This window comes from Mesorhizobium sp. WSM4847 (assembly GCF_055811335.1).
The window spans coordinates 303,744-328,094 of the sequence record NZ_JBVVPY010000007.1 but is presented as its reverse complement, the minus strand read 5'-3'; the positions used below and the strand labels follow the sequence as shown (position 1 = coordinate 328,094).

Sequence of the window (24,351 nt, the reverse complement as noted above, 5' to 3'; positions counted from 1 at the left end):
CCCCCCCCCCCCCCCCCCCCCCCCCCCCCCCCACCCCCCCCCCCCCCCCCCCCCCCCCCCCCCCCCCCCCCCCCCCCGCCCCCCCCCACCCCCCCCCCCCCCCCCCCCCCCCCCCCGGGGGACCTCGACTGCTGCACGTCAGGGACCGCAGCAATGAGAATGGTCAAGAACACTTCGATGGTCGCAGCCTGGGCGACCATCGTCCCGAATGACAGCGCGTCGCCACCGGTCGAGACATATCGACGTTCATACAGATGATTAGCCGTTCACCGCGTCCTTGAAGGCCTTTGCCGGCTGGAAGACCACCTTCTTCGAAGCCGCTATCTTGATCGTGGCGCCGGTTGACGGATTGCGCCCCTCACGTGCCGGCTTGTTCTGCACCTTGAACTTGCCGAACCCGTTGAGGCTGATTTCCTCGCCCTTGGCAGCGGCCTCCGCAATGCCTTTCAGCACATCCTCGACCACGGTCTTCGCCTGGGTTTTCGACAGGCCATGCGCGTCTGCAAGGCGTTCGGCAATATCGATCGTGTTAACAGCCATCGTTTCCATCCCTTCTGGTGTGCTTGGTTCGGCGGCTGGCCTTATGCCACATGCGGTTCCGCCCTGTCATCGCCCCAGGAAACGGAATTTTCGGCAAGCCAAGGCTTGAATCGGTCATGTCCACCACCGCGGTCATGAAAGTCATGCAGCGCATGTTTTCACCTTGGCATCAAACGCCTGACACCCGCAGCGGACCTTTCCGGCACTGCCTCGCCGCCCGTGCGCTGCTACGGGGAGCCGGATCTTTCGGCGATGCGGCTGAAGAACCCGTGTGACCAAGTCATCCTCGCCTTCGCACTCGACCATTTCCGCATTGATAGAGTGGAGATCGGGGAAGGTCGTCACGGTGCGTTGGCAGCTTGGCAGCTGCAGGCCACGACAAGTGCTCTGCGGTTCTGTGCGCCACCGGAGAATGACATCGGCTGGGGCAAAGATCAGGGGCCGCCATCTCATCGACACCCCTTTGCGGGCGGCGACCAACATCGCCTCGCTGTTGAGATGCAGGCTCAGTGTCCTCGTGGGATAGAGGAAGCGCTCACGGTGCGAAGCAGGTGACCGATCCTTGTCGCCACCATGGCGGTTCCCTTCGGTCTGTTCGTTCCAGGCCACGCCCGTGGCGTCCTCGAATGGATTGGGTCTGACCGAAGACCGTCTTCGCTTCGCTCAGCCTCGATCGTCTTCCCGCAACGACGGCGCTGCGTTTTCTTCCCCTGTACGCTACGCGTCCATTCCTCGCGGCTCAAGAAAGCCTCGCGCCGCCGTCTTCCACTTCGTTTCAGCCCCGGTGGGGTGCGGACCGATCGTCTCCTGTCTCACGACCACCATCGAGGTCGCGATGGGCGCGGCCCGAGAAAAACAGAAGGAACCACCACAATGGCTACGATCGGCACATTCTCGCGCACCGCGAAAGGCTTCTCCGGCTCAGTCAAGACCCTCAACCTCAACGTCAAGACGGTGACGTTCGCTCCGGCCGAAGGCGACAACGAAAAGGGTCCGGACTTCCGTATCTTCGCCGGCGCCACCGAGTTCGGCGCGGCATGGAAGAAGACCTCGCGTGAAGGCCGCGACTACCACTCCGTCAAGCTCGACGATCCGAGCTTCCCCGCTCATGGCCCTCGCCCGCTCGATGGGCGTCGACAGCCAAGTCGATTATTGGGGCGACCTGAAGACGCAGGCAGACCTCGCCTGGATCCGTGAGGCGGTGGAACCGCACGGTGTTCTCTTCATGGCCAAGACCCACCTCGACCATCCGGACGCCGACACCCAACTCGACCTGTTGTTCAACCTTTGCCCTGCCCTGTGCGAGATCTATTTCGATCGGCTGGACCAGGTTGCGGCGCTGAAAGATAGATGCTGCGAGGCTGGCATTGCCCTCTGGTACAACACGCTCGATCCGGTCTGCTGCGCCAGTTTCACTGACACGGCAGCGCTCAAGGATCCGGAAGTGATCTGGGGCCGCCTGATCGATGCGGGCGTCTCCGCCATCCAGACCGATCATGCAGAGGTTCTGAAGGCCTTTATCGCCGGTCGCCCGAAGAACACCGTGGCATTGGCCTTATGAAACCGCGTGTTTTGATTTTGAAAGACGAATGACCGACCCATGTGTCAAAAATATTTAAATCGAATCCGATATTCGAAAGTCCTAATTCAGGCTATACTTATGCGAATTGTTGCCGGGTGGGGACCCCTCTTACATGATCGATGCAGACGTATTTGACTTTGTCGAACGCTGCAGAAACCACACGGCAACGGGCCCGCTGTTGGCGGACCTGCTGGAGACCGTTCGAAATCTCGGCTTTGAACACCTTATTTTGAGCGGCGTTCCTCTTGGCGGACAGAAGCTAGCGCCAATGGTCGAGCTGAATGGCTGGCCTGCGGGGTGGTTCGAGCGTTATATCGAAGCCGAACATGCCGCTGTTGACGGCGTTTGCATCTATTCTGCAAAAACTCTCAAGCCGTTCCTATGGGCAGAAGTCCCGGCAAAATGGTCCGATACGGAAGGCTCCCGACGTGTTGCTGGCGAAGCAAAGGAGTTTGGTATCTTAAGCGGTTTTGCGGTGCCGATGCTTAGCGTCCACCATTGGCAATCCGTGCTGTCGTTTGCCTCTGCCGCGAAATCCTGCTCTCTCTCGCCGCGACAACAGGTGCAACTGGTGACTATGGCGGTCTATGCCGGCATGTCGATCCAGGCTTTGTCGAATGTCGGGGACGACGTCGAGAGCGTCCTGACGGATAGGGAGAAAGAGGTGCTCTTGTGGGCCGCCGCTGGCAAGACATCTTCCGAAACATCCCAAATCCTTGGCCTGACCGAGCGTACGGTTAAATGGCATTCTACGCGTGCTCGGGAAGCGTTCGGCGTCGCCACGACCACACAAGCGGTCGTAGAGGCGGTGCGCAGGCGTTTGATCCATCCCTAACGTGTCAACTGTCCGATCGGACAGGTGACCTATATTAGCATGACTGCGACTATCCCTCTGAGAACGATCGGGGGATCGCGCTATGATAGAAGCTCATGTCGTCGATGTGCTGAATAAGCATCTCTATGAAAACGAATTTGACCAGTTTCTACGCCGGCGCCACGACTTTTTCGTGCATCAGAAGCGCTGGCGGCCGGAAAGTTCTGACGGCCGAGAGGTGGATCAGTTTGACACGGACGCTGCGACCTATTTGCTCGGTATCGAGGATGGGCGCGTAATAACTTCAGCTAGGCTGATCCCCACAAGCGAGCCGCACATGGTTTCCGAGGTCTTTCCTCACATGTGCGAAAAATCGGGTGTCCCGAGGCGGCCGGATTGGGCTGAGTGGACACGTACATTCGTGGTCCCCGACAAACGCACAATTGGGCGCAGAGGCACGCTAACTGAGCTGTGCTGCGCAGTAATGGAATATGCTCTCGACGAGGGCATCCACGCCGTGGGCGGTGTCCAGGAAACGTACTTCATGCCTCACCATGGCGCTCTCAAGTGGCGAGCCGAGCCAATGGGAATGGCCAGGGAAGAAAACGGCGAATGGTACATCGTCGCCTACATCGACGTGAATGAAGCTGCCCTAGCAAGCGTACGCAAGATCCTCGGCATCAATAGCACCCTGCTTGTTCGACGGGGGGAGCAACGGCCATTTATTAGAAGCAGCGGAGGTCAGCGGCGATTTGCTGACCAGGGTCCATATCCATCTTTGGATCACCGCGATCGGTTTGCCAGCGCGCTAGACGGCGGATAACGGGATTCTTATCAAACTGGGCAGTCGGTAGCCAGCGAGCGCCGCCTGCATTTGCAGGGATGGTCTGGGGGCTCTGATGCGACGTTTCTCGCGCGTACAGTCGCGCCCAATCAATAGCCAACCTGCCGGCGCCCTCACTGTCAGCAGGCGAAGCTTCCTGGGAGGAATGATCGCCACGCCTGTCGCGGCTGGCACCATGGCCTCTGTCGCCATCGCCGCGGACCAGGATTGCCGTACCGATCTTCGTTTTGACGTTTCCGGCGAAGGTAAAGACACCAAGTTACAAATCACGGAGTACTCTAGCGGCAACGACGCGGGCTTAGGTTGCTCGCCTGCTCTCGCGCCGCCATGGACAATCAACCTCCTGGCATTTGGGCCCAGTGCCGCCTACCGATTCAAGGCTTCTACAGACAAATACGAGTTGAGGATCGAGGGTGTCGGTTTCGGCGACCAGCCCGATAATTGGATAAATTTCTCCTTCGAACTTAAAGACGGGTGGGAGATCAAGGTCGAAACGGATTTCTGGCGATCGGAGCTGTTCGAGGACGCGAAAAATCCGTTCGCGCTCGGGCCGACCTCCTTTCGAAAATTCATGACGCTTCCGCGGGATGACAAGGTCAACTACGGCGTGGCAAGGCAGTTTGTCAGGGCGGAGCGAATAGATAACACCTTCTTTCACACGTTCGATAGCCTTGTCCGCGCGCCCGACGGCCTTTTCACAATTCGCCTGGACAGGGATCTGTCATGGACCGTTCAGAGCCAGAACGGTGGCCCCACGAAATTGACCGCCTTCGACGGCGCCGTCGTCATCTCCGCGATCCGGTTCTATTGGTTCGAGCAGGACGTGGGCGCAGCCGACGGGACCATGGCCAAACACCTTGCGGTAACCGCCGACATAGAGATTGTCCCTCCCGCCGCGCCGCTCATCGTTGGCGATTATGCTGGACCGCGTCTTTCGCTTGTTCCGGAGAAGCCCACGCTTCAACTGCAGAGCCCTGGGCCGAACAACGGCCGAGCCGAGATACGGCTTTCAGCCGATCTGTGGGATGTCACATTTGAGGATACGTCCCAAGCGATCGTTGCCGGCCCGTTCAAAACGAGGACCGGCTTTGTCGCTCGCGAGGGTGTCGAGCCAAGACTGGAATCCCGCACGTATTCGACTGGGTTCAAAGTGCGAGTGCGATGCCAGCTTGCTCCAGAAGACTGGACACTGCCGACGCCGGTCGGGGTAATGGCGATCAAAGGTCAACTCACCGATGATGAACTAAGTAAGGCGACGGACGAGGAAGCCTTTTCTCTGCGCGCCGATGGCGGCAAGCAGGCGGTTCAGGCTGGCGCCGAGCTGCTGAACAACGTAACCATTGATTGTCATGTACTCGCATGCGCGGCGGCAGTCGATGAAGCAAGCCACAGCACGCTCAAGTTTCAGCCGACCGCCCTCAGCTTCCTTTATGGGTCCCCGCAGTCTTTGCTCCCGGCCAGTTTTGTGCACCTTGATGGCGCTCCCTTGGACCAGGACAAGCTCGCGGCAAGGATAGATCTGTCACGCTCCAGCCTCTCCGTGGCGCGGGCGCCCGATCTGGTCAGCCTCAAATTCCGTTTTGCCGATCTGGCACTTGCCTTCGCCGCTGGTGAGGTAGCGATCGTGTCATACGACGACGATTGCAGGATCATATCGCGCAATGCGGAGAAGATGAATTCCGCGAACCCGCCCGAGGAAAGCTTAGCTTCCGAGCCGGAGCGTGACTTGCGACCTGTCCTCGTCGTCGAGTTCCCACCTCAACATGTTATGGAGGAGGCTCTCTTCCTACCTGGTTTGCCGCCCTTGCCGTCACGGGATACGACGAAGGACGCTGATGGGAAGACAGAGTTCCAGTTGGAGGGCTCTGAAGATCCGCCCTATCCGCGCGATGCGGAAATGCTGTTGCAGCGACTTGAAACCAAGTTGGGCGGGGCGATCAGCGCCAACCGACGCAAGAAGATCCGGGAGGCTTGGCTGAAGGAAACTGGCGTGCCAAATGCGCCAGATGAGGTGGACCGTTTTGCCGCCAGCTTCAAGATCAGGGCCGCCCTGCTAAAGGATCTGCCTGTCGACCAGCAGATATACATCGGCCCCTTTGGACTTGATCCGGATGCGCTCGCGCTGGCGCGTGATCTGCAGAAGCAGGACAAAACGCTGCAACTGGCCGCGATGTGCGATCGAATGTTTGCCGAGGTCGAAGACCAGTATTCCCGCATGGCGAAGAACAGCGTCCAGCCGGATCTGGAAACCGCCCTTCTATACCAAAAGCGGTTGGAGGAAGCAGTCCCGAGCTACCAGGTATTCAGGACGTATTATCGCGAGCATATGGCCGACTCCGCGCTTGGCCTTGCCCATGACGACGCGTCGCTGTTCCCGGAAGGCGATCCGGCAAAGAGACTTGCGGTTGACGAACTGGAATACTTTCTGACAACCCCGACCCAAGGATATCCAACTGACGGCGCCCTAAAGCGCCGCAGCGACGAGGCTAAGACCGGTTATCTCTCTTTTCTTGCCGGCGCGGATCGAGTGCCCGACCTGGTCGCCGCTCGTCTCTCCAGACCGTCGCGGTTGGCATTCCGGGTAAATTGCGGGCCATCGGCACCCGGCAAGAACGCCAATGGCAACAAGCCTGAGACAGGTTTTTTTGCTGGTCGCGGATTTCACATTCCGTTCAGCCTGTCTGGGCTGACGGATTGGTCACTCCATGAACTTGCTGTAACACGTCGCGCGGAGCGTCTCTATGATCCGGACGCTTCGGGGAACTTCCTGCCCATTGAGGAAAGAAGCGCGAATCTGAACGATGTCGATATGTTGCGGCATCAGGGCTTCAGTCCCGGCGCCTTTGTGACGGCACAGCAGCGACTTTCAGAGGTCGCGGGAAGTTTGCGCTCTCCTCCGACAGCGCTCGAGACTGCTATCGATCTGCCGGCGCGCGTCATCATGTCGACGGCACAGAACGCCGTCTGGCAGGTTCCATACAATTTCTCTGCAGGCCTCTTCACGGAACGCGACGGTGCCTCCACCGACATAGTTCCCATAGTGCGGGGCCGCTCCACGGCTGCTAATGGCGACTATGGTGTGTTGTGGTACGCGACCGTGGACACCGAGGCCGCCGATCCCGGGCTTCGCGTTGTGCATTCGCCTGACCTCAGGCCGGACTTCGTCTGGTCGCGCAACCAGCGACAGGACAGCAGCAAGTTCTTCAAAACAGATGCTGGCGGCATGCTCGCCAATTTACCTGGAAACGCCGCGCCGCCGCGCGGCCCTTTTGCGCCCTGGTTGCTGGGCCCGGAGCGGACCGTTTCACCTCTGCCGTCGGCTCTTGACATATTCAACGGTCTGTCTGCCGACAAAACGCCACTGGCGACGGAAGAAGCCGTGGACGAGGCCTCTTTTTGCAAAGCGGTCAAGGATACTGGAGGCCAGGCTCATCAGAAATTCGGCTTGCCTGCGTTGATAGACTATCTGTGCAGGCTGGCCACGGCCAGGGACCCGTCAAACAAGTCTGCATTGAAGTTCCGGACATCTCTCGACGCCTATGATCGGCACGAGTTGGTCCTGCTTTCATCCGCTTACGGCCTGCCTGTGCTCGGCCGGCGCGACGAAGCCAACAACCTCATGCGGGATTCCAGCCAGTTCGAACCGAATGACGAATATCGGCTTATCGATCTAGAAGCAGGAAGCGCCATCTATCGCCCGCAGTCGCTGGTGCTGAAGGAGCTTACCCTGACTGCCCTTGGCGGCACGTTCCGGCACGATACGCCTTTTGTCCCACCGGCATCGGCCAAGCACATTGTCAATGACAACCTCTTCGATGCATTGTCGATAGAGCGATGGCAGCATTGGACGGTTCTCGGACGCGATGTCTTTACCGAGGTCGTCTACAAAGGCTTCCTCTTCCCGCTGGGCCAACGTGCCTCGCTGGTCAAGGTTACGGAGCGAACCTTTCTCCGTTCTACAGACAACAAGGCCGTAGAGGACAACCCGATCAAGGCCTATCTGCGCCAGCGGCTCTATATCCGTTGCGGCAAACCGGAAAAGCGATTTCCGGCCCTGCGTCAACCCAACGAGGGGCGGCAGTTTCCAGTCACCACAGCGCGGATTCTGACAATCACCACACCGGACATCGTCGATCCGACGACGTCTCGGCAGCCCGGTCTGAATCCGTCAACAAGCCCATCCCTTGAACCATCGGGGCGCTTGCGTTTCGCCAATTCTGCAGGCTTGGCGTTCTGGCCACGCACAGCGATGTCCGACAATGCCGACATCATGTTCGATATCGATCTGGACGGGATCCACACAAGTCTTCCGCTTATCTTTGTCGACAATGTCGCCGCACATGACTCGGAAACCATCAAATCTCTGGTCGGTTACTACAATGGCTTGGTGTCGCCCGATATCGGGCCCGATCGCAAGACGCCGATGGGGCCGGCTGTTGCTCCCAGGGCAACGGTTCACAAACGATCCATGGCATTTGGTGGACAAGCCTTACGCTACTGCGAAGAGCTGAAGCCGGGTGACTCCACTTACGAAACCGTAGCCTGGACCCTCAAAGCCCAGGGACGACGCGATGCCGGACCTGCGGGAGAATTCGGCGAGGGCAGGAATGACAATTACGGCTACGATCCCCAAATGGAGGGCGCCGATCAGCCGCCCTTCTATCCCGCCGTCGAGACGGCGCAGATCAGGCTGAAACAAGCGGAGCGCTTTTCCGGAAGCCCTGCAGGGCCGTTACGCGCCCAGTTCGACGGCCGCTATGTGCTGAAAGGCTTTATGGGCGACTACGAGCAGAATCCATTGGAGGTTTTCCTCGATCTTGTCGAACCCCAGGTCATGACTGTCGGCAGCAACGGCGATCGAACTGGTGGAATGTTCCGGCCAGCAACGAACTTCATGGCCATTTCCCGAAAGAGCGGGCCGCTCGGGGGCAAGCCGTCCATGGATACCAATGGCGCCGGGGACGAGGTGATCACGGAGCCCGGCACGCTGATCCATCGAGCACAAAACTACGTCGATACCGGAAATCGCACGGCACCCCCGGCGTCGGCGCCACCAGCTGTCGCTGCGACCCCTGAAAAGGAAAACGGCGAAGGGCTGGTCAAAGTGTTCCAGCGATACTTCGCCCCTGACACCAAGCTGTTGGGCATCATTCGTATCTGGGACCTGCTCAAATACATGGGGCTGCCTTCGCCGGTCGATGCATTGCCGCAATTGAAGGAGGTGCTGGAATACGGGCTTTCAGGTGCGGCAGCCGGCGCAGCGAATTTTCAAGAACTGGTGAAGAAAAGCGTCATAGGTCCGCTGCTGGAGGTGGTGACGGGTCTGGAGGAGAGATGGCTTCAACTGCAGAACGAGGTGAGAAAAGCCCAAGGGCCGCTAGCCGCCACAGGTCTGGAGCCAATGAAATTGGCCCAGGCCTACCCCGAGCTTGCGCCGGCCCTCGAAGACCTGAAAAACACTTTGAAGAAAGGCCAGGACGCCAGCGATCCATTGGTTTTCGCGGCCGAACTGGCCGGCATCTATGAAAGCGGCAAACGCTTCGTCAATGCACTTGAGCGCATCGGTGCCAATCCGGTAGGCCGCTTCGAGGTGGCGTTCATCGAGCGCGTGCGCGATTGGTCACAAGTGTTGGATGTCGCGGTTGACGGCATCGGCGCTACGCTGAAAGGCATTGCAGCGAAGTACCGGGAGATCGCCAAGAAGAAGCTCATCGAAGCCATCGTCCCCGGACAGACAAATGACAAGACGATCGCATTTTCGTTTCCGTTGCCGGAGCTGTTCACCGGGCTGCCTGATCCAGCAAAGAAATGGGTGGACAAAGTCGCAGAGGAGCAAGACACCGTCTTCCTGACTGTCGGGGAAGCGCGCGCGGCGCTCGAGGCGCTGTTCGACGATAGCCATCTCGATGAAAGTCCGGATGCCAGGCTAAAACGGGTAGCAGCGGACTTCATCGTCAAACCGCTCAAGCAGAAGGCCACGAAGGCCGGGGCAAACCTCGTTCTTTTTGCCGATACGCAGCTTGGCGATCTCGCGCAGGAGCTTCGCGATCTTTACCGGCAAGAGGCGAATGAATTCCAGGCCGTGCTGCAGAGCTATCTCGGCGAGTATGTCGCGGCCGGGGCAAGTTTTGGCGACGGATTCCTGCCCGAACTGGTCCAGCCCCTGGAGATATTCAGCGCACTGAACAGCCTGACGAATGCGCTGGAGACGACAAACTATGAAGCGGCCGCTACCGCCTCGCTGCGTTTGCTCGACCTGATCGGTGAACCGATCACTTTGCCGCCCGACATCGATGAGGGCCGCGCGGCGATCGCCTTATTGCTGACGAGCGCCCTGCGCAATCTTCGTCTGGCGCTTGGCGAGACAATGTTATGTGTTCTGCCGTCGCAGAACGAGATCGACATCTGCAACAAAAATCCAGTCGGCGGCCTTCTGGCCTGCTTGGCTTCCAAACCAATTCCGGGTGGTGGTCCTGAAACCCTATGCACCCGAATGTTTTACCTTGCCGATACGGCGAAACGCCTCGCCGACCGGTTGGAGGCCGCTAAGGGCAAACTGCACTTCGCCCCCGAGTACCAAGGGAGGATCACCGAGCTTACCACAGACTTGCTCAGCCTGGTCAAGAACGCGAACCGTTTGCACGAGGCAGCTTTCGCCGATGCCGTCGTCATCAAAGATGCGATAGCCGCGCTTCCCGACCCCGATAAACTGACGCCGGGCGCGGCGATGGACATTTCGCTGTCGACAACCGCGGCGGCACTGAAAAAGCTGATCGAGGCCAAGCGAACCCTGTTTCATCATATACGCGATCTGCTCACGGTGACGCAAACTCTCGTCAAGCGGAATGCCGAGCTGCTGGCGACGCTGGCAGGAGCGACAGCCGCGGTTTGGCTCGTCGATGCCCAAGCAGATGAACAGGGCTTGAAGACCCTGCAGTCAGACGTTGTAGCCCTGCAAAGCGATCTCGCGCGGCTGGTGGCAAAGGCAATCGCGCAGATTTTCAAGCTGGCGGCATCGAGTGCCTGGCTCGTCGACAAGGCCGACGATGCCGCCAAACCCATAAAGACGGCATTCGACAAGCTTGCAACGCTTGTCGCAAAGTGGCCGACGATGCCGTTGACATCAGGTGTCACTGAACTCGGCAAAAGCTTTGACCAGTTAGCCAAGGATGTGCGGTTTTTCGACGAGGCGTCGAAAAGTCTCGAGACGTTCGCGGCAAAGACTCTTGAGACACCTGCGAAGCCCAGTACGCTGGGCGCGTTGCTCGAATTGCCGCTAGCGGTCTCGCCGTTTGACGAGACCAAACACCTTAACCTCACGGACTTCTTCACAAAAGATTCCCAGACGCTTTCGACGATGATCAAGAATCTCGACCAGGCCGAACAACAATTCGCGCGCCTGCCCGAGGTCGCTCGTCAGACACTGTCGGCGATCGGCGACCAGCTGTCGCCATTGTTGGAAGCGTCCCTCCTTGCGATCGTTAAAGGCGGCAGAATTGCAGACGTCACCTGGCCTGGAATACTTGCGCTCTACAACGGCTTAATTTCCAGCCGCGACCAGGCCGACATCGCCATTGAAAAGCTTGCATTTCCGCAAGCCCTCAAGACGAGGCTAAAGGGGCTGCTCAGGCCTGAGCGGCGAACATATCAACAGCCGTTCAAGACGCAGGCAGGCGATCAGCTTGATGAAGACCGGGCATGGCTAAGCGCGATCGCCGCGGGCGTTGCGCCGCTGAGTGATCCAACCAACCGCAAATTTCTGAAAGGATTTCTGACCGATTGGAAGAACAACGATTCGGTGCCTCTGAGACTCAAGCAGAAGATCATGGATCTTGGCCGCGAGCTGCTCCAGGGAAATTTTGCGGCGTTGATTGATATCGCCGCAATCCGCGAGGAGGTTGAGCGACAGCTCCTGAACCTCATCCCTACCAAGGCTACGCTCGGTTTCAAGTTTGGAGCTCCATTCTCCGGCAAGACGAAGGAAGCTACCGGCGGAATATTCGAACCTATCACCGGTGCCGCGCTCAACATCGATGTCAACGCGAAAGTTGACCTGTTGGCAGCCGCGATGGGGAATCCCGCGGCCGTCGACTTTAAAGTGAAGGGCGTGCTGGGACCGTTCAAGATCAATCTTATTGGCCAATACATCGACGCGGTCTCGTTGATATTCAGTGGCGCTGACTTCACAATCGACAAGAGCGGAAAACCAAATCTCAATGTATATTATCAGGACTTCAAGATCGGCAAGGATTTGGAGTTCGTGCAGCAACTGCAAAGCTTGTTCGGACCGAAAGACGGCTCTGGCTTTTATCTCATTCCGCTAGCATCCCAGCCGGGCATCGAGGCCGGATATGGGCTTGGTGTGCCGATTGTTTCGTTCGGCACGGTCAGCTTCTCCAACATTTCACTCAATGCCGGTGTCGCGATCCCCTTCGGCGGCGGCGATACACGGTTCAAGGCCTCGCTATCGCGTCGCGACTCGCCGTTTACGATCTCGGTAGCGCCTTACGGCGGCAGCGGCTTCTTTGGCATCGAGGCAAACGCGAAGGGCATCGTCGGTTTTGAGGCTTCGTTTGAGTATGGCGGGGCGGGAGCCTTTCAGTACGGTCCGTTGAGTGGACAGGGCCGTATTATGGCAGGAATCTACATTCGCCAGACGACGATCGGTGAGATCAAGATAACCGAGATTATGGGAACCTTCTTTGCCGGCGGTTCGGCAAGTATCTGGATCTTTCATTTCGCCTCCTCACTCTATGTCCGGCTCGGTATGTCCAACGGCAACATGGTCGGCGAAGCCGTCTTCACATTCTCTTTCTCGTGCGGGTTTGCTGATTTCGACTTTTCGATCGCGGTTGCGCGGAAGGAAAACAAGGTCGGTAGCGGCAACAGTTCAGCCGTACTGGGCATCACAAAATTTGCTCAAATGGGCGATACAAAGCTTTCTCCTTCTGAAAACGATGGCGGGTACGGCGCCAGATATAGAAACCTCACAACCTGCCAAGGCAAGGACTGGCACATCTTCCGTCAATACTTTGACGATTCTATTCAACCCGCCAAGGATTTATTCCAATGAGCAACGAGGACGATCGCGAATTACCTCACCCGAGGGTTCAGATCTTTGCAAGAGCGATCGCTGCCGGGGCTATTTCGGATACGACACTGCGCGTCACGCTTCTGCTCACTCCCGCTCCGGTGGACCTAGAAAAGACCCCGTCACTTGGATTTCCATTGATGAATTGGCCTGCGGAGGTGGCCAATCTTCTGCTGGACGCCAAAGTCGGCGTGACGCTGCAGCGCGCCAATCAAGACGATACGGCAAGAAAGTGCCAGCCAAACGGTCGACATGAAGTATTTCCCACGTCGTCGACGGCGCTTCGCTTGGCCTACCGCGACGGTGGAGGCAAATCGGATCTCGGTGAGGTCGTCAAACTCTGGCAGGCCGCTTTCGAGTGGGGGGAGAGGAATTCGAACAAGCGATCGGTTCGCTGGGGTTCGCTGAAAAATGCCTTGAATTCTTCATTCGACAACAGGAGCATGAAGGCTGGGGAGATAGCCAAGACGTCCGACATATCCCGCGCTCCGCAGGAGCGGCCGGCGGAGCGTGTCGTGGACCGGGTCTTGACCGTCCAACAACGCGATCTTGCACTAACGCTCGAGATGATGCGGGCTCGCGAAGCCGCGGCAAGTCTGTGTGAGGCATTTGGAGATGTGGGTGCGAGGGAAACGCTCGAAAATATGATCGGCGCTCAACCGCTTGCGCCCTTCGAGGATCCTCGCAAATTCGACACCGCAGCATATACACCGAAACTGTCCGATGACGAGAAGAAGGATAGGAGCGAGGAAGCCCAAAAAGAAATAATCAAGGCTAAAGTCAAGGAAGCTGTCGCAAGCACGAAGAGATCAGAGCGTGCCGCATTGGAGAGGGCCTTTGCCTTTGATGCTGCGGTAGCTGCCAAAAGTCACTACGAAGCAGTCACTGCGGCATTCCACAGTCAAGTCTGCGACGACCCCATTCCGTTCGCGCCGGCCATGTCGAAATCTCCCGGCGAGCTCGCGGTCATGAACCCGACCCGGCTGTCTGACGAGATGCAACGACCGCTGGCGTCCCACAATTACGGGAGCTGGCTGCAGCAGAGTGGAAACGATCCCGCGCCAGGCGCTGCCACGGCAACCGCAGCTGCAATCGATTTCGGAGGCGACGGGCCGCAAACCGAAGAAGCGCGGACGATATTCGAAGAAGTATCGCGGCGTTTCTTTACACTGCAGAGCACTCCGAGCTTGGCACGTTTGTTCTGCTTGGCTGTCGATGTCGAGATGCCGCTCCACGGCCTCGATCTGAAGGCAGGCGACAACTTCATGTTTGTCGGCATTGAGGTCAGCGCTACCGCTGTCGCAGGGCCGGATATCGTCGCCAACAAGCTTGCTTCTGTTTCGGCACGAGCGCCGAAAACCCTTACGCTCGCCAAATACCGGAAAGCAGACAGCGGGCTTCCGCATTTCTGGCCGGCCGACAGGCAGGAACTCTATCTTCCGGCCGCCTGTGTGGGACTGCCCGATTATTATTCGCAGTATAACGGGATCGCCGTTCTTGGCCATGGCTGGTCCAGTGAAACGCGCAATCCGCGATTTGACATCACCAGCCTCGACATCCGTATGGGTGCGGAAGGCCAAAGCCAGCGCGAGGCGGGTCGTAAGCTCGAACAAGAGCGGACAGCTGACCCGACGGACGACATCCCGCCGATCGCCAAACCCACGGATCGCCAGTCGTTTCAGACCGCCGGGCTCACGTTGGTCGATCGTGGCCGCCTATCGTCTGTCGCAGCAAAGCTCGCTACCCGCGAAGCTCAGTTCGCCAAGGCAAGTGCCGACGGCAACACCATAGTGCTCGACGCCGACGAACTGACTGTCGGCCATCAGCTTGATGTAGGCGTGCTGGTCCAGGACGACGCCGTCACCAGCGGTGCGCCGAACACCCGATATGAATGGCGTTCGCTCATGCACCGACGAATCGACTACGGAACGACCGGATTAAGCGGCACTGTGGTGCGCCGTGTGCTCGCCAAACTCGCGGGCCCGCTCGACGACGAGCGCCGCGCCGAACTTGACGGCGCGCAGGTGACTGCGCCCATCCGCTATATGCCCAAGCCCGAGGAGCAGGACAAATTCGATGCAATATCAGAGGAAGCGATAGCCCTGTGGGATGGTGGCCCGCTGGCGGTCGATTGCAGCGGCGACGGAACCGTCAACGAACATGTCGACGATTTGCCCTTCGGCCGTTCGGTAGATCTGCCAAGCGGACAAACGGGCGGCAAAATGAGGCCGCCGCCATTGCGCTTCGGATGGCCGTACCGCATCGGCATGAGGCCGGTCTATTTGGGCGGCGGTTGTCTTTCACCCGCTGAGGCGGCGCGCGCTTATGCCGGTGATTTGTGCGGCAAGCTGCCCTATCCCCCATCGCCCGCCGCCGCTGTCGGCGCTCCCGCTGAACAACGGCGGTTCCTCCGCCACGAGCGCATCAACGCGCCCAGTCTACTCTTGCCGGGCGATCTTGTAAAAACCGCGCATGGGATCATGGGATACGAGAAATCGACCGACGCGATTATTCGCAGTTTCTATGATCAGTTTGGGCAAAACACGTCACTCGACGGCAAAAGGCGCGCCACGCCGGCCTCCACGATCCGCTACTTCACGCCACCAGGTGTCGCGCAGGCCTTCGCGGCGCTTCATGGGGTTTTCGACCGGGATGACGAGGTCCGACCGCGCGACGGGCTCGCTGGTGTTCGTTACGACGCCCATAGAGGCGGATTCCCCTCGGCAGTTGTGAGCAAACAACTGCGCGGGCTCAACGGTGTTGCTTTTGCCGATGACCGCGATATCCAGGTCGGCGAGAACGCTCAGGGCGATGCGGTGTTTGCGACCAGTCCGGACTGGGCAATGCGCGAGGTGCCGTATTATCCCGATCCTGCCGTTGCAAACTATGTCTTGGCACTCAGACATCCTGGAACATCCAAATATCTCGAAGGCGACCCGGTCGTTATCCCCTGCTACAAGAATGGAGCGATATTTCCTGACGCGTTGCCGCTTCAGGTCAAGATTGTAAAACGAAAGGACCAGCGGCCAAAGGGCGCGTCTATTCGGCAGCGCGACGTCCTGTTGTGGGAAAGCAAGACCACTTTCGTGCACGAACCGGCGAATTCCGGCCAGAAGGTCGAGGTTCGCGCGGCGACCCTCAATCTTGCTCCTGGTGAGGACTATGAACTTGACGTGTGGTGCGTGCCGAGCGGCGAGGAACTGGCTCGGAAATTTTCGATCGTGGAGATGCTTGGCGTTCTGGCCATCTGCGCAGGCGACAAAAATGACTCTGCCGACAAAGCCTGCGTCTCTGGCTTGTCTTCGTTTTTGTCGGCGAGCGCCTGCAAGCTCGCGGAGGCCATGGTTAAGGTGAATGCCGCCCGGGACCAGGGCTTCTGTGGCCCCGGCGGCCTGACGACACCCAGCTTCGTTGGCCTGCGCGCAATCGCGGGCGTGGTACAGGAGGGTCTACAGAGACGTCCGGTGGATGAAATCTCTGCCGTGAGGTCGCTCAGGGTCACGCATGCCGTCAACCGTCCTGTTTTGACGCCGCAGTTCGTCGACGGCGGTCCTCAGTTTGCCAAGATGGACCCGTCACACCGGCCAAACGAGTTCCGCTTGGCCCGCCCATCCACCGTCCAGATGCAGGACCTGCGCAGCACAAAGGCCGAAGAACGTTACGCGAAATTTTTTGGCAACAATCGTCAGGCTGTCGGCTCTAGCGACTTCGCCCTTGGCGGCTCGGTGTTGGTAGACCTCGAAACAAGCAGCTCGGTCGAAATCTCGGCCGAGACCGTGTTCCCCCGCTCGCCAATGTTCGACGACAGGTCGAAGCGACGCACGCTAGGCAATCGCCGCTCCGGGGTGTGGCCAATGCGTGTGCGGGGTGAAGGGAACGAGAGCTATTTTTCGGCCAAGGACATTTATGGGTTTCACATCGACGAACATGGTGTCGTTACGCTGCCAACGTCCAAGGTCTCTCTGGTCCGGGTCGACCATATTCCGACACCCCAGCGCAGCGGTGTGTTGACCCATGTTGATGAAAGGGAAATCATCGACCTGGAGATGCTCTACGGTCTCGATGCCGTGGTCACGGGGACCAGCGCAACACAGTCGGGCGACTATTTCCACTATGGAGACGGCAAACCGGTGCCCCTCAGATTGGCTGGCGCCAAGTTTGCTGTTGCGCATGCCTTTCCAGACGGCAAGGCCCGGAAGCTGTCGCTTTCGATCACCGCTGTCACGCGATTTGGCCACGCGATGCGGACAGCGCCGCGACGGGGCGATGGCGGATATTTCGAACCAACCCGACCGCTGGATGATCAGGACCAAGTGGCGTTATCGCCCAAGCTTGACGTCTGGCTAGAGGCGACAGCGCGGCCGGCAAAGCCGTCAACCTATTCGCCGATCCCGGGGTTTGAGTGGGTCGTAAAGCCCGATCCCGCAAAGCGGACATATGTTGTCGAGCGTCATCCCAAAATTCGAATCCGGCTGCAGCGCGGCTGGTATTCGTCAGGCCAAGGCGAAAGGTTGGGCATCGTCATATGGCCGCCCAACCTGTTCGGTGATCACTACAGCGGCCTGAACACCAACAAGGTGCTGCTGACGAAGAACGGTGAGCCCGACAGGAATATCACACTGGCTGATTTCCGTGACGAGGATCTCGGACCTGGGGGCTCCTATATCACCCGTTGGGGTGGTGACCCGATACGCGGGCCCTATGAACAGCACGGCATCTTCATGCCGAAGAGTGTCTTTGCCGACTTCAATCCCGTCCAGTCCGAGCAAGGCAAGCTCTCCGACGACAATGCACCGCGCCTATTCCCGAATGTTCTCATGCCGACCGGCGACCTCAACGAAGATGGGACGTTCCGGGCTCACCTGATGGTTAGCTTGTTAACGTATGTGCCTCGCTTCGATGCCAGTCGCGAGGAGTGGTATGTCGACGTAACTTTGAACCTGAACGAGATACCGGAGCCATTCGTGCGTCTTGGTCTCGTGCGCTTTCAAGAGCAGGCCAACGTTACCCTTCAGGTCTCGCAGCCTGTGGTGGAATGGACACAACTGATGCCAGCGCGATCCGTCACCATCACCGTCACCGACGATGTGGAAGACACGCTGAAGCTAGACGTGGAAGTAACGGGTCGGGTCAGCACGGAAGCCTTGCCTCTGGCAGGGGGAAATCCCGAAAACGACATCCTCGAGGAGGTGCCGTCCATGAGAATTGTTCTGGCACGCGAGAGCAGTGACCGAAGTGGTCGCCTAATCCGCGAGGAAATTGGCACCTTTACCACCGGCGAACCCGTCAAGGATGACCAGGGAAATTATTCGCGCGGGCCCGGCGTCGTGCTTGAAGACAATGATCCGGGCGTGAAGCCGGGCGAGGGCCACACATCTTGGAGCCACGTCTTCAACAAGGTCAGAAAGCCAGGCATCAGCAATGGCGACAAGGAATTATACTACGTCTTCATCGAAGAGATCGAACGCCGTCGGCCGGCAACATACACCCATGAGCCGATAAAACTCGACAACCTCGCCGTGGTGGACACGGTCGTGGAATCCGGCCCGCGGTTTTCCGTTCGAGTGGATCTTGGCCCGAGCTGAATTTTGGCCAATGGGGAGGAAAGACATGGGTCTGATGAGCGCTTGGCACTGGTTGATTGTAGTTCTCATCCTGATGATCCTTTTTGGACGAGGACTCATCTCAAGAATCTTGGGCGATCTTGGCCGAGGCATTGGGCAATTTCGAAGAGAGACTAAAGCCTTGGACAAACAGAGCCGCGAATAAAGTGACCGATGGACATAGGCACGGGCCGACGTGTCTTTGCGGATTTAGGAGAACTTCTTGACGTATTGCTCACAGGAGAGCTCCATGAATGTGCATTCCTTCACTAGTGTTTATGATCGCAATTGCCTCCATCTGCTTAGCAGTTAGCGACGTGCACGCATCTTGCGTCGATCTGATACGACCGCCGCTCGAATTCTCGCGACAGAACTTTGCAGAACTAGAGAATCTAAAACCGAGCGCGTCATTAAACCAAAACATAACAAAGATTCAAGACCTGTCACTGCACGGGCACGGTAAATTGAATATCGATCAATTCTCAATAACAATCGATTCCAATGGTCAAAGTGCAAAGGACCTTATAGATGATTTTAAAAGTAATATTGGTACGATTGTCTACAGTGGAAGTCAGTACGGTGATCTAGCTCCATTCGATGACGATAGCTCGAAACTCTGGCAATCCTCTGCGCCCGTCGGCGCTTTGATGACTTTCACCCTCGCCAAGCTCTCGATCCCCGACCCTACGGGTGCTACGGATGGCTTCACCATACCGCTTGAACGGGCAGCCGTCGTCGTTAGTTGCTTTGACGATAGCAGTTTCGTTTTTACCCCTGTTACTGTCGGGTCTGCATGGAATCCATTAGCGGTCGGACTTCATCCAGTGGCAGGCAATCGTGGATTTGGAGTTAGCGATAATGGCGATGGCTCGCTGACCATCTTTGTGAAAGCTACAGACCGAGTAATCAACGAGGGTATTTACGCGACTCTTATTTTTGACTGGGCAAGAGAAATGATTTTCTCGCAAGGATATGATGTTTGGGATCGAATGCTTAAGAATATATCTATCAAATATGGCGACAGGAATCCGAGAAATGGGGGCAGATTCTCAGAGCGTGTGGAATATTAGAGCATCGGGCGGCGTGAATAAACTTACTCTATGTAGATCTTGGCCTGTTGCCGCGAAACTCAAGGCGAATGAGGAGAACGATGAGCATGTTGAAGGAGTCGAACACCAGCGACAGTCGTGTTGTGGTGAGGAGACATTCGAGAGTGCGGGATCACGATCCCTTCGTCGCGTCGGAACGGAAGATGGAGGGTGCTGTGAGAGCAATCCTTTTCCTGATCCCGTTCCTCCTGGGTGCGTTGCACTTTGCCTCTGCCGCTGCAACCGATCAAGCTTTGTGCAAGCGCGCCATATCCGCCGAAAGCAATCCATTTGTGTGCTCGCTTGACGAACGAGCCTCGTCCATAGAGCGGATGGTCGCGCAAATGGACGCGGTGGGATGCTGCTATATCCGAAATGGGACAAACGGATGGGATACATCTGACAATGTTACGCGCAGGGATTGTGTTTCAACGAACAACGCGGTCGGTGGTGGCGTAAACGACTGGTTTCACTATCCAAGTGAGACGTGTGCGGCCGTGGCAGCCCGATGTGGCTCACCTAATCCTTGTTGAAGTTGGAGGTCAGTCTCAATTGTCCGCGCCAACTACCTTGATGCCGTTCAAGTCTAGCTCCTCAACCGCTGTCTTCGGAGTGGGCTCTCGCAGGGGAGGCGTTCTGGTAACCGCAAAGTTCCTCGCGGCTAAGACGATGGGAGAGTGCTACCTTGTAGGAGCAGTTTGGGTGGCGTTGCCAAAGTAGCATGTATCCTCATGAAATTAACTCAGGAGAACAGCGGTGCGGACCCTATTAGTACTACTATTTGGTGTGGTTTGCGCTCTTCTCGTTGTCGCGGCGATCGCAATTCAGCTGCTCTCGATGGGGCTCAAGACTTCAGCGGATCACTTGGCAACAAAAGCCAAGATCGACGGCATTTCAGCAACCGAGAGGACCCTCGGCAGTGGTGCGACCCCGGCCGATTGGCCTCTTCGAGGGTTTGTACCAACAACCTCGCTTCAGAAAATCGCCGATGCCCTTGTAGGTACAAAATTTGTCTACCCACATGGAAAGAACATCGATGGCCATGTCGACGGCTACGTCGTCGCAACGATCAAATCCGCAAAGTTTGCAACGCAGGGAGCGCTCCTGAGTGTTCAGATCATCATCGGCGCGACATACGAGCCCGACAGGGAGTCGCCTTGGTGGAGCGGAGCCATTGCCGGGATTAGTCTGGATGCAATCGTTGTTCCTGCCGGGAAAGCCGTGGCCAAAAATGGCACTCTTGAAACTATATTCAAGGCGGTGCCCGACTCCGTAGGCTTAAAGGGTGGATTGTCATGGTTCGACCTCCGTACAAAGCATGTCGCCGACGCTCTGATAGCAAATATTGTATCGGTTGGGTTCGCTGACAAACTCACCTTCCCCGTTTCGTCGATCGCAGTCGATCCGCAGGTCGACCTGACGGTTGACTCGACGTCTCATAAGAATTTCGGTGGCGGTGGCGGAACTGACATCGTCATCACCATGCCGAGAAAGCCCGTTGGATTGAATGCAGCGTTGGATCAATGGGTAATTGCCAAGTCAGGCATCTGGATCCTGGGAGGAAAGCCATCGAGCGTTTCCCAGCCCCCGGTCCCGACTGGCGAGCTCGAAACAAGACAGAAGGCCCTCGCAGAGAAACTAACGCCATTTGAGATGAACGATGATGCGTTGATGGTGGCGGTGACGCAGAACGTGATTACCGACTTCGCCACACGTCTCCTCTCGGGCGACCCGCTGGCCATCAGCGCCAACACCAAGAACACAGACGGCCTCATCACCAGAGCCACGGTTCTCAAGGACGACACCTTGGGCACTATCGGCCTGGAGGTGCGCCCTGATGGAAATCCTTTCGGAACAGCCCAAGCAGCGGTTACTTCTAACAAGGTAGCATGGTCAGGCACGAAGGGCCTTGAGATCGACGTCGATGTAGCGGCACGTGCCAGGATCAACCTTGATCTTCATCTCAACACAGGAATAGGCGGCGGCATTGGGCAGAGTGCTCAACTTCAAGCCGACGCCACAGCGCCGGTAAGCATTCATGGCACTCTCAATGAGGTTCGCGTGAACAACACAGTCGCTGCGGTTATGCAGCCACAGCTGGAATGTGCGCCAATGACCCTGCTCGTGAAGGCCTCGCCATTCAAGGCCGACTATCTGACCAGCAGCAATCCCGTGGCTTTAAAATTCAATCTGCAGATCGGCGGGGGAACCCTCGCCCCAGCCATTCTGTTTGCGTCGACGCCCAGGGTTGTCGAGTTGGGTGACACGCTGGACAAATCTGGTCAGGTCATCACAAGAGATCCGGCTAGGCTTGTTGTTATCTACCCGCACAGATATCTCGCCGTGACCATGGTGTCGAAGGGAAGCGTCGCCGATCAGGCGGGGATCACGATCAAAGCCAGCATCGAGGTGGCCGGCCGGGACAACGGTCCAACTGCCGACGAACTGGCCGCATACGACAAGCTCATATCAGACATCACTGCTGGTGCTCCGAAGGTCGAATGCTCCAAAGATATCGCCATCTCGGTGGACGCTGGCGGCATTCAGGTTCTCGATCTGGTCAGGGTTGCCGCCGCCGTTCAGCGATCCCTCAAGAACAATATTGAGGTGAGCAAGGACGTTCTAAAGGCGTTGACGACCGCCGATCCAAACGTAACAGCCGACAATCTCAAGAAAGCTACTGATCTTGTGGTAACAGATGCTGTTGCCAATGCAAAGGATGCTGCAAAGGAACTGGGAGATACCCTGACCGGTGCCTTGAAAAAGGCGGGCCTCAATGGTGATGGGTCGGTAATACAAAAGATTACGCATCCAAAAAGCGGATGGGATGTGGTCGATCCGGGCGGCTTCTTTCACTAAGTTGAATGATGGGCCGTTACTAGAGTTGGCCATGTCTCGCACCTTTGGTCGCTAGACGTCATGGTTCTGTCGTTGGAGTTAGGCCATGTTCAGGATTGAAAATCATGCATGCCGTTCCTTGGCAGTCGCCTCGTTGCCGTGCGTACAGCTATCTGAAGGGAACAGGACACGCCCCGAGAGGTAACGTTCTGCCCTGCCTTAGTGAAACATATTGAAAGCGCTTGGACGCCGTCTCTGAGACGCAGATGCTACCGCAAAGGCAGCGGTTGTGGCCTCTCGGCTGGCAGGGAGCATAGCTTCGTTGTTTTAACGTAGAGGCAATAGTGAGCGCATTTAAGCGACGCGGTTACGTGATAGGCGAGCTTCCGATATCTATATATATATATATATAGTCTTTGATTTTCAATCTCCTTTTAAGCTATGGTTGCGGCGGATGAATACTTGCGATTCAACCGTGATCCAGGATTGAATCAGAAGGTCTCGTAATTGCTGTTGCCGATAGATCAAGATCGGTGGTCTGGAGTGAGGTATGAAAAACGCCTTTGCATCTCGCAAACTTCGCTCGACACTTTTAGCAGCTTGCCTGGCGGCCGGGATCGCCTGGAGCGGAGCGGCATTGGGGCAGACCACCGATCCACAGCCCTGGGAGGTCAGCGGCAAGCTGATTGGCAAACCAAAGAATCTCAACGGATCTGAGAGCAAGCCATCCGCGGATCTCAGCGGTATCGCCTGCGCGACAACGTCCGGCTTTCCGCGCATTTGTCTGGTCGCTGACGACGAGACGCAGGGCGTCCAAATCGTAATTTTGGAGGACGGAAGGATGATTGCCGGCGATTTCGTCCGGCTTATCGAAAACAGCTTTGCCAACAAGCCACTTGAACTCGACGCAGAGGGAGCAGCCTACGCCGACGGCCTCTTCTATGTCATCGGTTCGCATGGTCGGCCGCGCCACGAACAGGGAACCAACGACGCGGCCCAGATCGAGGCGAGGGCTAAGGCGAGCAGTCGGATCTTCCGTGTTCGCTTTGCGCCCCATTCCATCGACATGAAGACCGGTAAGCTTCATAGCCAGCCTGAAAAGACGTCTTCGCAGTTGCTAGCTGGCCTAATCCGGGAGCAGCCCGAGTTGGATCCGTTCGCCGACAAGCCTCTTGAGGAGAACGGCCTTACCCTCGAGGGCGTGGCCGTGCGCGATGGCGCCCTGTACGTGGGACTGCGGGGTCCGGTTCTGGCCGATCATCGGGCCGCCATCCTGTCAGTACCGCTGGGCATGCTGTTCGACGGCAAGCCGGGCGAATCGTCTCTACTGAGGCTCGACTTAGGGCTCGACAGCTTGAGCCATGCACGCGGTGTCCGCGATCTCGCCTTCTTCAATGGTAAGTTGCTCATTCTCGCCGGTCCGGAGTACGATCCTGCTAAGGGCCATCCCATCGAACTGGGAGACTATGCGGTTTTCTCGTATGACCAAGAAACCAAGAAACTTCTCGATCTCAAAGGATATGGCGAGATCAAGCCGGAGGCGCTGCTGCCACTTGGCGAGATCGATAGTAAACTACGCGCCCTATTATTGTTCGATGGACCGGACCAAGGCCAGCCTACGCCTATCGAAATCGATCTGAAATGATGGATTGGACGGACTGAGGCAGCAGCCCGCAGCCACGCTAGTTGGCATCTGCGCCATCGGAGCGTTGAGTTAAATTCGTCGGCGGGACGATACGGAACGATACGGGAAGACTTCTGATTTTGGCCCAGGAAAAACTCAATAGAATCAATGGTTTTCGTACATCCTCCGGGCCCACCAAAACGACTGCCTAAGTACCTGATTTTTATTGTGTTTTTCAGATTGGGCCCACGGCGTGGACTCGAACCCCTAGTTTTGACCAAGCACTGATTGGTCGCCCGCCCGCTACACTGCGCTAAAGCCGGGGTA

11 protein-coding genes are annotated in these 24,351 nt (G+C 57.5%); 10 read left to right on the top strand and 1 reads right to left on the bottom strand.

The features are described 5' to 3' along the window. Positions 1-258: 258 nt before the first annotated feature. Positions 259-540 (bottom strand): HU family DNA-binding protein, encoded by a 282-nt coding sequence (locus AC0L28_RS13295; protein WP_473477920.1) that lies wholly within the window; start codon positions 538-540, stop codon positions 259-261. 873 nt (positions 541-1,413) lie between these two features. Here AC0L28_RS13295 and AC0L28_RS13290 point away from each other — a divergent pair. From AC0L28_RS13290 to AC0L28_RS13245, 10 genes are all read left to right on the top strand, one after another. Then, positions 1,414-1,737, top strand: a complete 324-nt coding sequence (locus AC0L28_RS13290; RefSeq protein WP_473477918.1) for a DUF736 domain-containing protein — start codon at positions 1,414-1,416, stop codon at positions 1,735-1,737. Next, a complete protein-coding gene (locus tag AC0L28_RS13285; protein WP_473477916.1) occupies positions 1,667-2,101 on the top strand; it encodes a hypothetical protein in 435 nt (144 codons plus the stop codon). Before AC0L28_RS13290 ends, AC0L28_RS13285 begins: the two co-directional genes overlap by 71 nt. Before the next feature lie 133 nt (positions 2,102-2,234). After that, positions 2,235-2,957 carry a LuxR family transcriptional regulator gene (locus AC0L28_RS13280; RefSeq protein WP_473477914.1) on the top strand — a complete coding sequence of 241 codons (723 nt, stop codon included), beginning with the start codon at positions 2,235-2,237 and terminating at the stop codon, positions 2,955-2,957. An 82-nt stretch (positions 2,958-3,039) separates the two neighbouring features. Further along, positions 3,040-3,759 carry an acyl-homoserine-lactone synthase gene (locus AC0L28_RS13275; RefSeq protein WP_473477911.1) on the top strand — a complete coding sequence of 240 codons (720 nt, stop codon included), beginning with the start codon at positions 3,040-3,042 and terminating at the stop codon, positions 3,757-3,759. A 76-nt stretch (positions 3,760-3,835) separates the two neighbouring features. Beyond that, on the top strand, positions 3,836-12,853 hold the full coding sequence (locus tag AC0L28_RS13270; RefSeq protein WP_473477908.1) for a hypothetical protein: 9,018 nt from the start codon (positions 3,836-3,838) through the stop codon (positions 12,851-12,853). Next, entirely contained in the window at positions 12,850-18,456 is a 5,607-nt protein-coding gene (locus tag AC0L28_RS13265; RefSeq protein WP_473477906.1) for a hypothetical protein, read from the top strand. Before AC0L28_RS13270 ends, AC0L28_RS13265 begins: the two co-directional genes overlap by 4 nt. A gap of 10 nt (positions 18,457-18,466) precedes the next feature. Beyond that, positions 18,467-18,640: a twin-arginine translocase TatA/TatE family subunit gene (locus AC0L28_RS13260; RefSeq protein WP_473477952.1), complete on the top strand. Its 174-nt coding sequence runs from the start codon at positions 18,467-18,469 to the stop codon at positions 18,638-18,640. A gap of 88 nt (positions 18,641-18,728) precedes the next feature. Further along, positions 18,729-19,544, top strand: a complete 816-nt coding sequence (locus tag AC0L28_RS13255) for a hypothetical protein (RefSeq protein WP_473477904.1) — start codon at positions 18,729-18,731, stop codon at positions 19,542-19,544. Positions 19,545-20,318: 774 nt separating this feature from the next. Next, positions 20,319-22,421, top strand: coding sequence for a hypothetical protein (locus AC0L28_RS13250; RefSeq protein WP_473477902.1), 2,103 nt, complete (start codon positions 20,319-20,321; stop codon positions 22,419-22,421). A gap of 529 nt (positions 22,422-22,950) precedes the next feature. Next, a complete protein-coding gene (locus AC0L28_RS13245) occupies positions 22,951-24,045 on the top strand; it encodes a DUF3616 domain-containing protein (protein ID WP_473477900.1) in 1,095 nt (364 codons plus the stop codon). The last annotated feature ends 306 nt before the right edge of the window (positions 24,046-24,351 follow it).